The 12938-nt window shown below is 65.7% G+C and carries 12 protein-coding genes and 1 tRNA gene; all 13 read left to right on the top strand.

Features of this window, described 5'->3' with window-relative positions:
- Positions 1-134 precede the first annotated feature (134 nt).
- A complete protein-coding gene (pnp, locus tag K0H49_RS23840) occupies positions 135-2456 on the top strand; it encodes a polyribonucleotide nucleotidyltransferase (protein ID WP_219217890.1) in 2322 nt (773 codons plus the stop codon).
- Positions 2457-2551: 95 nt separating this feature from the next.
- Positions 2552-3550 carry an NAD(P)H-quinone oxidoreductase gene (locus K0H49_RS23835; protein ID WP_219217888.1) on the top strand — a complete coding sequence of 333 codons (999 nt, stop codon included), beginning with the start codon at positions 2552-2554 and terminating at the stop codon, positions 3548-3550.
- A 17-nt stretch (positions 3551-3567) separates the two neighbouring features.
- A complete protein-coding gene (gene tpiA / locus K0H49_RS23830) occupies positions 3568-4317 on the top strand; it encodes a triose-phosphate isomerase (protein ID WP_219217886.1) in 750 nt (249 codons plus the stop codon).
- A 33-nt stretch (positions 4318-4350) separates the two neighbouring features.
- Positions 4351-4758, top strand: a complete 408-nt coding sequence (secG, locus tag K0H49_RS23825) for a preprotein translocase subunit SecG (RefSeq protein ID WP_219217883.1) — start codon at positions 4351-4353, stop codon at positions 4756-4758.
- Between the two features lie 116 nt (positions 4759-4874).
- Positions 4875-4959, top strand: a tRNA-Leu gene (locus K0H49_RS23820).
- A 65-nt stretch (positions 4960-5024) separates the two neighbouring features.
- Complete coding sequence (locus K0H49_RS23815; protein ID WP_219217882.1) at positions 5025-5384, top strand: NADH-quinone oxidoreductase subunit A; 360 nt, start codon at positions 5025-5027, stop codon at positions 5382-5384.
- 26 nt (positions 5385-5410) lie between these two features.
- Complete coding sequence (locus K0H49_RS23810) at positions 5411-5893, top strand: NuoB/complex I 20 kDa subunit family protein (protein ID WP_140839331.1); 483 nt, start codon at positions 5411-5413, stop codon at positions 5891-5893.
- Between the two features lie 10 nt (positions 5894-5903).
- Positions 5904-6515 (top strand): NADH-quinone oxidoreductase subunit C, encoded by a 612-nt coding sequence (locus tag K0H49_RS23805; RefSeq protein ID WP_219217880.1) that lies wholly within the window; start codon positions 5904-5906, stop codon positions 6513-6515.
- Positions 6516-6524: 9 nt separating this feature from the next.
- Positions 6525-7778: an NADH-quinone oxidoreductase subunit D gene (locus K0H49_RS23800; protein WP_219217878.1), complete on the top strand. Its 1254-nt coding sequence runs from the start codon at positions 6525-6527 to the stop codon at positions 7776-7778.
- Positions 7775-8311: an NADH-quinone oxidoreductase subunit NuoE gene (gene nuoE / locus K0H49_RS23795; protein ID WP_183026586.1), complete on the top strand. Its 537-nt coding sequence runs from the start codon at positions 7775-7777 to the stop codon at positions 8309-8311. The genes K0H49_RS23800 and nuoE overlap by 4 nt, the downstream gene beginning before the upstream one ends.
- Positions 8308-9648 (top strand): NADH-quinone oxidoreductase subunit NuoF, encoded by a 1341-nt coding sequence (gene nuoF / locus K0H49_RS23790; RefSeq protein ID WP_183026585.1) that lies wholly within the window; start codon positions 8308-8310, stop codon positions 9646-9648. Before nuoE ends, nuoF begins: the two co-directional genes overlap by 4 nt.
- 19 nt (positions 9649-9667) lie before the next feature.
- Positions 9668-11854 (top strand): NADH-quinone oxidoreductase subunit NuoG, encoded by a 2187-nt coding sequence (nuoG, locus tag K0H49_RS23785; protein ID WP_219217876.1) that lies wholly within the window; start codon positions 9668-9670, stop codon positions 11852-11854.
- A complete protein-coding gene (gene nuoH, locus K0H49_RS23780; protein ID WP_219217874.1) occupies positions 11851-12927 on the top strand; it encodes an NADH-quinone oxidoreductase subunit NuoH in 1077 nt (358 codons plus the stop codon). Before nuoG ends, nuoH begins: the two co-directional genes overlap by 4 nt.
- Positions 12928-12938: the final 11 nt, after the last annotated feature.

The following is a 12938-nucleotide window of genomic DNA, read 5'->3' as shown; positions in this document are numbered from 1 at the left end:
CAGAGCGAAGCTGTGTCATTCCAATGAAGTTCGAGGCCGAGCTTCACTGGAATGGCATCGTGTTCTGAGAAGCGCTCCAGCCCTGCGGGACCTGTCAATCCGACCGGTCGCCGCCCTACAAACAGGAGCAAAACATGAGCCTCTTCAACAAAGTCACCAAGTCCTTCCAGTGGGGCGACAAGACCGTCGTCATGGAAACGGGTGAGATCGCACGCCAGTCGGGCGGCGCGGTCATCGTCGACATCGACGGCACCGTGGTGCTGGCCACCGTCGTGGCTTCCAAGTCGGCCAAGCCCGGCCAGGACTTCTTCCCGCTGACCGTCGACTACATCGAGAAGACCTACGCCGCAGGCAAGATCCCCGGCAGCTTCTTCAAGCGCGAAGCCAAGCCCAGCGAACACGAAACCCTGACCAGCCGCCTGATCGACCGTCCGATCCGCCCGCTGTTCCCCGAAGGTTTCCTCAACGAAGTGCATGTGGTCATCCACACGCTGTCGCTCAACCCCGAAGTCGACGCCGACATCGCCGCCATGATCGGCGTGTCCGCCGCGCTGTCGGTGTCCGGCATCCCCTTCAGCGGCCCGATCGGTGCAGCCCGCGTGGGCTACATCAACGGCCAGTACGTGCTGAACCCGGGCCAGACTGCGCGCAAGGATTCGCAGATGGACCTGGTCGTCGCCGGCACCGAAGCCGCCGTGCTGATGGTCGAGTCGGAAGCCCAGCAACTGAGCGAAGAAATCATGCTCGGCGGCGTGGTGTTCGGCCATGAGCAAGCCGCCATCGCCATCAACGCGATCCACGAACTCGTGCGCGAAGCCGGCAAGCCGGTGTGGGACTGGCAGCCGGCCGCCAAGGACGAAGCCTTCATCGCCAAGGTCAAGGGCCTGGCCGAAGAAAAGCTGCGTGCGGTCTACCAGATCCGCAGCAAGCAGGCCCGCACCCAGGCCCTGCGCGAAGCCAATGCCAGCGTGCTGGCCTCGCTCAAGGAAAGCGGCGAGCCTTTCGAAGCCGGCAAGGTCAACGACCTGCTGTTCGAAATCGAAGCCAAGATCGTGCGCAGCCAGATCCTCGAAGGCGAGCCCCGCATCGACGGTCGCGACACGCGCACCGTGCGCCCGATCGAGATCCGCAACTCGGTGCTGCCGCGCACCCACGGTTCGGCCCTGTTCACGCGCGGCGAAACCCAGGCGCTGGTCATCACCACGCTGGGCACCGAACGTGACGCGCAGCGCATCGACGCGCTGGCCGGCGAGTACGAAGACCGCTTCCTGTTCCACTACAACATGCCTCCCTTTGCCACCGGCGAAGTGGGCCGCATGGGCTCGACCAAGCGCCGCGAAATCGGCCACGGCCGTCTGGCCAAGCGCGCGCTCGTCGCGGTGCTGCCGAACAAGGAAGAATTCCCCTACACGATCCGTGTGGTGTCGGAAATCACCGAGTCGAACGGCTCTTCGTCGATGGCTTCGGTCTGCGGCGGCTGCCTCTCGATGATGGACGCCGGCGTGCCGATGAAGGCCCATGTGGCCGGCATCGCCATGGGCCTGATCAAGGAAGGCAACCGCTTCGCGGTGCTGACCGACATCCTGGGCGATGAAGATCATCTGGGCGACATGGACTTCAAGGTGGCAGGCACCACCAACGGCATCACCGCCCTGCAGATGGACATCAAGATCCAGGGCATCACCAAGGAAATCATGCAGGTCGCACTGGCGCAGGCCAAGGAAGCGCGCATGCACATCCTGGGCAAGATGCAGGAAGCCATGGGCGAGGCCAAGGCCGAAGTCTCGAACTTCGCACCGCGCCTGTTCACCATGAAGATCAATCCGGAAAAGATCCGCGACGTGATCGGCAAGGGCGGCTCGGTCATCCGTGCGCTGACTGAAGAAACCGGCTGCCAGATCAACATCGACGAAGACGGCACCATCACCATCGCGTCGACCGATCCGGAAAAGGCCGAGGCGGCCAAGCAGCGCATCGCGCAGATCACGGCGGAAGTCGAAATCGGCAAGGTGTACGAAGGCCCGGTCACCAAGATCCTGGACTTCGGCGCACTGATCAACCTGCTGCCCGGCAAGGACGGCCTGCTGCACATCAGCCAGATCGCGCACGAGCGCGTCGAGAAGGTGACCGACTACCTGAGCGAAGGCCAGATCGTCAAGGTCAAGGTGCTCGAGACCGACGAGAAGGGTCGCGTCAAGCTGTCCATGAAGGCCCTGACCGAGCGTCCGGCCGGCATGGAGTTCCAGGAACGTGCACCGCGCGAAGACCGTGGTGGCGATCGCGGTGACCGTGGTGACCGTGGCGGCGAGCGCCGTGGTGACCGTGGTGGCGATCGCGCACCGCGCGGCGACCGTGCGCCGCGCTTCGAAGGCAACGGCGACCGCGGCGCCGAGCCGCAGCAACAGCAGCCCGAGCAGTCGTCGCAAGACGCCCCGCGCGGCGACCATCAAGGTTGATGCGGATGCGGACGGAGCGGCCTGTGCCGCTTCCGTCTTTTTTTCCAATGTGACGCCCGACTCCCTGGAGGCGGGCGTTGCTGTCAGGAAGACCCATGAAAGCCATTGAAATCACATCCTTCGGCGCGCCGGACGTCCTGCGCGCCGTCGAGCGTCCCGATCCCGTCGCGGGTGAGGGCGAGCTGCTGATTCGGGTGGCCGCGAGCGGCGTGAACCGCCCCGATGTGCTGCAGCGCACCGGCAACTACCCGGTGCCGCCGGGTGCCTCCGATCTGCCGGGCCTCGAGGTCGCGGGCACGATCGTCTCGGGCGACGCCAAGGCCCTGGCCGAAGCCGGTTTGTCCGTTGGCGACCGCGTCTGCGCGCTGGTCGCGGGCGGCGGTTATGCCGAGCTCTGCGTGGCCCCGGTCGCGCAATGCCTGCCGGTGCCCGAGGGCTGGAGCGATACCGAGGCGGCTTCGCTGCCCGAGACCTTCTTCACCGTCTGGAGCAATGTGTTCGAGCGCGGCCGCCTGCAAAAGGGCGAGACGCTGCTGATCCAGGGCGGCACCAGCGGCATCGGCGTGACCGCGATCCAGCTGGCCAAGGCCATGGGCGCGACCGTGATCGCGACGGCCGGCAGCGACGAGAAGTGCGCGGCCTGCCTGAAGCTGGGCGCGGACCACGCCATCAACTACCGCAGCGCCGACTTTGCGGCCGAGGTGAAGACGCTCACCGGCGGCAAGGGCGTCGACGTGGTGCTCGACATGGTCGCGGGCGCCTATGTGGCCCGCGAGATCGAGTGCCTGGCCGAAGACGGTCGCCTGGTGATCATCGGCGTCCAGGGTGGCCTGAAGGCCGAGATCAATGCCGGTCTGGTGCTGCGGCGTCGGCTGACGGTCACGGGCTCGACCCTGCGGCCGCGTCCGATCGCCTTCAAGGCGGCGATCGCGCAGGCACTGCGTGCCAAGGTCTGGCCCCTGCTGGCCAGCGGTGCGATCAAGCCGGTCATTCACAGCATCTTCGCGGCCGCAGGAGAACCCAGCGGCGCGGCGCAGGCGCATGTCCTGATGGAATCGAACCAGCACATCGGCAAGATCGTGCTGACCTGGTGAACGGAACGAAAAAGACGATGACGAACAGGAAGCTGATCGCCGGCAACTGGAAGATGAACGGCAGCCTGGCTGCCAACGAGGCCTTGCTCGACGCGTTGCTGCAGGGCGTGGGCGCGCCGGGCTGCGACGTGGCCGTCTGCGTGCCGGCGCCGTACCTGGCGCAGGTGCAGGGCAGGGTGGCGGGCTCGCCGATCGCGTTGGGCGCGCAGGACGTGTCCGCCCAGCCGCAGGGCGCCTTCACGGGCGAGCAGTCGGCCGCGATGCTCAACGACTTCGGTGTGCGCTATGCGATCGTCGGTCACTCGGAACGCCGCCAGTACCATGGCGAGAGCGACGAGGTCGTGGCGGCCAAGACCGCCGCGGCACTGGCGCGCGGCATCACGCCGATCGTCTGCGTCGGCGAGACGCTGGCCGAGCGTGAGGCAGGGCGCACCGAAGAGGTGGTCAAGCGCCAGCTGGCGGCGGTGATCCACGTCAACGGCCACTGCATCAGCGAGATCGTCGTGGCCTACGAACCCGTGTGGGCCATCGGCACCGGCAAGACGGCCTCGCCCGAGCAGGCGCAGAGTGTGCATGCGGTGCTGCGCGCACAGCTGCACCATGCGGCCAGCGAGCATGCTGCCGGCATCCGCATCCTCTACGGTGGCAGCATGAACGCGGCCAATGCCGCCGAGCTGCTGGGCCAGCCCGACATCGACGGCGGCCTGATCGGCGGCGCGTCGCTCAAGGCCCCCGACTTTCTGCAAATCATTGCCGCGGCGCGCTGAGCGCACGGCGGTCCCCTTAGGAGTAAACAAGAAATGAACCTGGTCCTCAACATTCTCGTCGGCGTGCAGATGCTGACCGCCCTCGCGATGATCGGCCTGATCCTCGTGCAACACGGCAAGGGTGCCGACATGGGCGCGGCCTTCGGCAGCGGCAGTGCCGGCAGCCTGTTCGGCGCCAGCGGCAGTGCCAACTTCCTGTCGCGCACCACCGCGGTGCTGGCAGCGGTCTTCTTCGTGACCACCTTGCTGCTGGCCTACTTCAGCCATGCGCGTCCTTCGGCCGGCGGCAACAGCCTGCTGGAGCGTTCGGCGGTCACGGCACCGGCGCCTGGCGCGTCGGGTTCGGCCTCGCAGATCCCCTCGGCCGCACCGGCTGCGGTCGCTCCGGCTTCGGCGCCTGCCGCCCCTGCCGCGGGTGCTGGCCAGATTCCCTCCAAATAATCTTTGTGACAATGCAGCCTCAAGTGAAAAAGGCTGCATTTCAGGGTAAACTCTAAATCTGCACCGGAAAGCCAAAACCCTCTGGGTTCCTCATGCCATCCGGGCAGCAAAAAACCGCGGTCGTGGTGAAATTGGTAGACACGCTATCTTGAGGGGGTAGTGGCGAAAGCTGTGCGAGTTCGAGTCTCGCCGACCGCACCAAATCTCATCGGCAGGAGTCAGCGCAAAGTTGGCTTCTGTCGGTGGCAAGCGGTGATAGAACCCTGATGAACCTCGATTCCTACCTCCCCGTCCTGTTGTTTATTCTGGTCGGTATTGGGGTAGGCATCGCCCCCCAGGTTCTCGGCTACATCCTTGGCCCGAACCGGCCCGACGCGGCCAAAAACTCCCCCTACGAGTGCGGTTTCGAAGCGTTCGAAAACGCCCGCATGCAATTCGATGTCCGCTACTACCTGGTGGCCATCCTCTTCATCCTGTTCGACCTGGAAATCGCTTTCCTCTTCCCCTGGGCCGTGGCGCTCAAGGATGTGGGTGCAGCGGGCTTCTGGGCGGTCGTGATCTTCCTGGCGATCCTCGTCGTGGGCTTCGCCTACGAATGGAAAAAGGGTGCGCTTGACTGGGAATAGCCGTACAACGGCAACAAGGTACAGCCATGGCCATTGAAGGCGTTTTCAAAGAAGGCTTCGTCACCACATCCTACGATTCGGTGGTGAACTGGGCCAAGACAGGCTCGTTGTGGCCCATGACCTTCGGTCTGGCCTGCTGCGCAGTCGAAATGATGCATGCGGCTGCCGCGCGCTACGACATCGGCCGCTTCGGCGCCGAGGTGTTCCGCGCCAGTCCGCGCCAGTCCGATCTGATGATCGTGGCCGGCACGCTGTGCAACAAGATGGCGCCCGCGCTGCGCAAGGTCTACGACCAGATGGCCGAGCCGCGCTGGGTGCTGTCGATGGGCTCGTGCGCCAACGGCGGCGGCTACTACCACTACAGTTATTCCGTGGTGCGCGGCTGCGACCGCATCGTGCCGGTCGACGTCTACGTGCCCGGCTGCCCGCCGACGGCCGAAGCGCTGATCTACGGAATCATCCAGCTGCAGCAGAAGGTGCGCCGCACCAACACCATCGCCCGTGCCTGACGGGAACCCCATGACAGCTTTCGCGATCGATCCTGATGTCCTGAAGGACACCATTTCCCTGGCCCTGGGCGACAAGGTGAAACGTATCACCGTGGCGCTCGGCGAAGTCACGCTGGTGGTGAAGGCGGCCGACTACCTGGCCGCCATGCAGACCCTGCGCGACGCGCCCGGCTGCAAGTTCGAGCAGCTGATCGACATCTGCGGACTCGACTACTCGACCTACCGCGACACCGAGTGGGACGGCCTGCGCTACTGCGCGGTCTCGCACCTGCTGTCGGTGAGCCTGAACCAGCGCGTGCGCGTGAAGGCTTTCTGCGAAGACGACGATTTCCCCGTGCTGCCCTCGGTGATGCACCTCTGGAACTCGGCCAACTGGTTCGAGCGCGAGGCCTTCGACCTGTACGGCATCGTGTTCGAAGGTCACGAAGACCTGCGTCGCATCCTGACCGACTACGGCTTCATCGGGCATCCGTTCCGCAAGGACTTCCCGCTGTCGGGCCATGTCGAGATGCGCTACGACGAAGAGCTCAAGCGCGTGGTGTACCAGCCGGTGAGCATCGAGCCGCGCGAGGTCACGCCGCGCGTGATCCGCGAAGAGAACTACGGCGGCGGACTGCACTGACGCACTGACATGGCTGAAATCAAGAACTACACGCTCAACTTCGGGCCCCAGCATCCCGCCGCCCACGGCGTTCTGCGTCTCGTGCTCGAGCTCGACGGCGAAGTCGTCCAGCGCGCCGACCCGCACATCGGCCTGCTGCACCGCGCGACCGAGAAGCTGGCCGAAGGCAAGACCTACATCCAGTCGCTGCCCTACATGGATCGCCTCGACTACGTGTCGATGATGTCCAACGAGCATGCCTACTGCCTCGCGATCGAGAAGCTGATGGGCATCGAGGTGCCGATCCGCGCGCAGTACATCCGCGTGATGTTCGCCGAGATCACGCGCCTGCTGAACCACCTGATGTGGCTCGGCTCGCATGGCAACGACTGCGGCAGCTCGACCATCCTGATCTACGCCTTCCGCGAGCGCGAAGACCTGTTCGACATCTACGAAGCGGTGTCGGGTGCGCGCATGCACGCCGCCTACTTCCGCCCGGGCGGCGTCTACCGCGACCTGCCGGACACGATGCCGCAGTACAAGGTCAGCAAGATCAAGAACGCCAAGGCGCTCGAGCGCATGAACGAGAACCGCCAGGGTTCGATGCTCGACTTCATCGATGACTTCACGAAGCGTTTCGTCAAGCACATGGAGGAGTACCACACGCTCCTGACCGACAACCGCATCTGGAAGCAGCGCACCGTGGGCATCGGCGTCATGACGCCCGAGCGCGCGTTGAGCCTGGGCCTGACCGGCCCGATGCTGCGTGGCTCCGGCGTGGCCTGGGACCTGCGCAAGAAGCAGCCGTACGACGTCTACGATCGCATGGATTTCGACATCCCCGTGGGCAAGACCGGCGACTGCTACGACCGCTACCTGGTGCGCATGGAAGAGATGGTGCAGTCCAACCGCATCATCAAGCAGTGCGTCGACTGGCTGCGCGTGAACCCCGGCCCCGTCATCACCGACAACCACAAGGTGGCAGCACCTGCGCGCGAGTCGATGAAGGGCAACATGGAAGAGCTGATCCATCACTTCAAGCTCTTCACCGAAGGCTTCCACGTGCCCGAAGGCGAAGCCTATGCGGCCGTGGAACACCCCAAGGGCGAGTTCGGCATCTACCTGGTGAGCGACGGCGCCAACAAGCCGTACCGCCTCAAAATCCGCGCACCCGGCTTTGCGCACCTGGCAGCGCTCGACGAAATGACGCGCGGCCACATGATCGCGGACACCGTGGCCGTGATCGGCACCCTGGACATCGTGTTCGGAGAAATCGATCGATGAGCAATCCCAACACCAGCACCCCGGCGGCGGCGAAGCCGCTGTCCGCCCACGCCCTGGAACGCTTTGCGCGCGAAGTCGCCAAGTACCCGGCCGAGCAGGCACAGTCCGCCGTGATGGCCTGCCTGGCCATCGTGCAGCAGGAGCAGGGCTTCGTGAGCCTCGAGAGCGAGAAGGTCGTGGCCGACTTCCTCGGCATGCCGCAGATCGCCGTGCACGAAGTCACGACCTTCTACAACATGTACAACCAGCAGCCCACGGGCCGCTTCAAGCTCAACGTCTGCACCAACCTGCCGTGCCAGCTGCGTGACGGCGCGACGGCGCTCGCGCACCTCGAGAAGAAGCTGGGCATCTCGATGGGCGGCACCACTGCCGACGGCCTGTTCACGCTGCAGCAGAGCGAATGCCTGGGCGCCTGCGCCGATTCGCCGGTGATGCTGGTCAACGACCGCACCATGTGCAGCTTCATGAGCAACGACAAGCTCGACCAACTCATCGACGGCCTGCGTGCCTCGTCGAAGGGAGACGCCGCATGACGCCCGAACAAGTCCTGTCGCAGTTCCAGGCGACCGGTGTCCAGACCTGCTTCCATGATCGCCACATCGGTGCGCAGATCTATGCGGGCCTCGACGGCACCAACTGGCGCCTGGCCGACTACGAAGCGCGCGGCGGCTACCAGGCGCTGCGCAAGATCCTGACCGAGGGCCTGACGCCCGACCAGGTGATCGCCGAAGTCAAGGCTTCGGGCCTGCGCGGCCGCGGCGGCGCAGGTTTCCCGACCGGCCTCAAGTGGAGCTTCATGCCCCGCCAGTTCCCGGGCCAGAAGTACCTGGTCTGCAACTCGGACGAAGGCGAACCGGGCACCTGCAAGGACCGCGACATCCTGCAGTTCAACCCGCACATCGTGATCGAAGGCATGGCCATCGCGGCGTACGCGATGGGCATCAGCGTCGGCTACAACTACATCCACGGCGAGATCTTCCAGAGCTACGACCGTTTCGAGGAAGCGCTGGAAGAGGCGCGCGCCGCCGGCTACCTGGGCGACAAGATCATGGGCAGCACGTACAACTTCCAGTTGCACGCGGCCCACGGCTTCGGTGCCTACATCTGCGGCGAGGAAACCGCGCTGCTCGAATCGCTCGAAGGCAAGAAGGGCCAGCCGCGCTTCAAGCCGCCGTTCCCGGCCAGCTTCGGCCTCTACGGCAAGCCGACCACCATCAACAACACCGAGACCTTCGCGGCAGTGCCCTGGATCATCCGCAACGGCGGTCCGGCCTACCTCGAGTGCGGCAAGCCGAACAACGGCGGCACCAAGATCTACTCGGTCAGCGGCGACGTAGAACTGCCGGGCAACTACGAAGTGCCCATGGGCACGCCGTTCTCCAAGCTGCTCGAACTCGCCGGTGGCGTGCGCAAGGGTCGCACGCTCAAGGCCGTGATCCCCGGCGGCTCGTCGTCGCCGGTGCTGCCGGCCGACATCATGATGGCCTGCACCATGGACTACGACTCCATCGCCAAGGCCGGCTCGATGCTGGGCTCGGGCGCGGTGATCGTCATGGACGACAGCCGCTCGATGGTCGAGTCGCTCAAGCGCCTCTCGTACTTCTACATGCACGAATCCTGCGGCCAGTGCACGCCCTGCCGCGAAGGCACGGGCTGGCTCTGGCGCGTGGTCGACCGCATCCACAACGGTCAGGGCAAGGCCAACGACATGGACCTGCTCAACTCGGTCGCGGACAACATCCAGGGCCGCACCATCTGCGCACTGGGCGACGCCGCGGCCATGCCGGTACGCGCCATGATCAAGCACTTCCGCCACGAGTTCGAGGCGCTGATCCCTGGCTACGTCCCCAAGACGCCGGCCCAAGCCTGAGCACGAAAACGCGACACATATGGTTGAAATCGAACTCGACGGCAAGAAGGTCGACATCATCGAAGGCAGCATGATCATGCATGCGGCCGACAAGGCGGGGACCTACATCCCGCACTTCTGCTATCACAAGAAACTCAGCATCGCGGCCAACTGCCGCATGTGCCTGGTCGACGTGGAGAAGGCGCCCAAGCCGATGCCGGCCTGCGCCACGCCCGTGACCCAGGGCATGATCGTCCGCACCAAGAGCGAGAAGGCCATCAAGGCCCAGCAATCGGTGATGGAGTTCCTGCTCATCAATCACCCGCTCGACTGCCCGATCTGCGACCAGGGCGGCGAATGCCAGCTGCAGGACCTGGCCGTGGGCTACGGCGGCTCGACCTCGCGCTACGAGGAAGAGAAGCGCGTGGTCTTCCACAAGGACGTGGGCCCGCTCATCAGCATGGAAGAGATGAGCCGCTGCATCCATTGCACGCGCTGCGTTCGCTTCGGCCAGGAAGTGGCCGGCGTGATGGAGCTCGGCATGATCCACCGCGGCGAGCACTCCGAGATCACGACCGTGGTCGGCGAGACCGTCGACTCCGAGCTGTCGGGCAACATGATCGACATCTGCCCGGTCGGCGCGCTCACCAGCAAGCCGTTCCGCTACAGCGCCCGCACCTGGGAGCTGTCGCGCCGCAAGTCGGTGAGCCCGCACGATTCCACCGGTGCCAACCTGATCGTCCAGGTCAAGAACAACCAGGTGATGCGCGTCGTTCCGCTCGAGAACGAAGACGTCAACGAATGCTGGATCGCCGACCGCGACCGTTTCTCCTACGAATCGCTCAACGGCGACGAGCGCCTCACGCAGCCCATGCTCAAGCAGGGCGGACAATGGCAGACCGTCGACTGGCAGACCGCGCTCGAGTACGTGGCCAACGGCCTGCGCCAGATCAAGACCGACCACGGCGCCGCCGCGGTCGGCGCGCTGGTGAGTCCGCACAGCACGGTGGAAGAACTGGCCCTGGCCGGCGCGCTGGTGCGCGGCCTGGGCAGCGAGAACATCGACCACCGCCTGCGCCACGCCGATTTCACCGCGAGCAGCGGCATCCGCTGGCTCGGCACGCCGATCGCCTCGCTGTCGAACCTGCAGCGCGTGCTGGTCGTGGGCTCGAACCTGCGCAAGGACCATCCGCTGTTCGCGCAGCGCATCCGCCAGGCCGTGCGCAAGGGCGCCGCCGTGAGCGTGATCGCGTCGTCGAACGAGCTCGCGACGCGTGACGCGTGGGCCATGTCGCTGGCCGGCGTGAGCACCGTGGCCGCCGGCGGCTGGCTGCAGGCCCTGGCCGACGTCGCCAGCGCCATCGGCGCGGAGAAGGGCGTTGCGGCGCCCGCCGCAGGCCACGCCACCGACGAAGCCAAGGCCTTCGCCCAGTCGCTGATCGGCGGCGAACGCAAGGCCATCCTGCTGGGCAATGCCGCCGCGCACCATGCGGACGCTTCGCGCCTGCTGGCGCTCGCGCAGTGGATCGGCACCCAGACCGGCGCCAGCGTCGGCTACCTGACCGAAGCCGCCAACACCGTCGGTGCGCAATGGGTCAACGCGCTGCCAGGGCAGGGCGGTCTCAACGCCGGCCAGATGCTGGCGGGCGGCCTCAAGGCCGTGCTGCTGCTCAACAACGAACCCGAATTCGATTCGGCCGCCGGTGCACGCACGGCCGCCGGTCTGGAGCATGCGCAGATGGTCGTGACGCTGAGCCCCTTCAAGGCCAACCTCGCGATCAGCGACGTGCTGCTGCCGATCGCGCCGTTCACCGAGACGCCGGGCACCTTCGTCAATGCCGAAGGCCGGATCCAGAGCTTCCATGCGGTGGTCAAGCCGCGCGGCGAAGCACGTCCGGGCTGGAAGGTCCTGCGCGTGCTGGCCAACCTGCTGGGTGTGCCGGGCTTCGACTTCGAGACCGCACAGGAAGTGCTGGCCAGCGTGCGCGGCGCCGATGCCGTGACGCATGTGGCCGCCGAACGCCTGAACAATGACGCGCCGGCCAATCTCGACCTGGCTGCGCCCGGCAATGCCGCGGCCGTGCCCGTGACCGCCTCGATCTACCAACTGGACGGCCTCGTGCGCCGTGCCACGTCGCTGCAGTTGACGGCCGACGCACGCGGACGCCATGCGGCGACCGGTGTCCGTCCCGGCCCGCATCCCGCGGCGGAAGAGGTGGCGGCATGATCGATTCGATCTTCAACTTCGGCCAGGGCCTGATCGCGGCCCACTGGTGGACGGCGGGCGGCTGGCCCGTCATCTGGGCGCTGATCAAGATCATCTGCGTGCTCGCGCCGCTGATGGGCGCGGTCGCCTACCTGACGCTCTGGGAGCGCAAGCTGCTGGGCTTCATCCAGGTGCGCCATGGCCCCAACCGGGTCGGCCCCTTCGGCCTGCTGCAGCCCATCGCCGACGCGCTCAAGCTGCTGACCAAGGAAATCATCAGCCCGACGGCCGCCAGCCAGGGCCTGTTCCGCCTCGGCCCGATCATGGCCATCATGCCGGCGCTGGCCGCCTGGGTCGCGATTCCCTTCGGTCCCGAAGCGATCCTCGCGAACGTCAACGCGGGCCTGCTGCTGATCATGGCCATCACCTCGATCGAGGTCTACGGCGTGATCATCGCGGGCTGGGCCTCGAACTCGAAGTACGCTTTCCTGGGCGCGCTGCGCGCCTCGGCCCAGATGGTGAGCTACGAAATCGCGATGGGCTTCTGCCTGGTCGTGGTGATCATGGTCACGGGCAGCCTGCACCTGGGCGACGTGGTCGCGGCGCAGGGCAAGGGCATGGGCGCCGACATGGGCCTGGGCTTCCTGTCGTGGAACTGGCTGCCGCTGCTGCCGATCTTCGTGGTCTACGTGATCTCCGGCGTGGCCGAGACCAACCGTCACCCCTTCGACGTGGTCGAAGGCGAAGCGGAAATCGTGGCCGGCCACATGGTCGAGTACTCGGGCATGGGCTTCGCGATCTTCTTCCTGGCCGAGTACGCCAGCATGTGGCTCGTGTCGATCCTGGCCGCGCTGATGTTCCTCGGCGGCTGGCTGTCGCCGGTCGGCTTCCTCGACTTCATTCCGGGCTGGATCTGGCTGGGGATCAAGACCTTCTTCGTGGTCTCGCTCTTCATCTGGATTCGCGGCACCTTCCCGCGCTTCCGTTACGACCAGATCATGCGTCTGGGCTGGAAGATCTTCATTCCGGTCACCCTGGTGTGGCTGCTGGTGGTCGGGGGCTGGATGCAGACGCCCTGGAACATCTGGAAATAAGCGGAGAAACA

The sequence above is a fragment of the Variovorax boronicumulans genome, from assembly GCF_019352895.1.
Classification (GTDB): Bacteria; Pseudomonadota; Gammaproteobacteria; order Burkholderiales; family Burkholderiaceae_C; genus Variovorax; species Variovorax boronicumulans_A.
The sequence above is the reverse complement of the archived record's forward strand: the minus strand, read 5'-3'. Positions and strand labels throughout refer to the sequence as shown.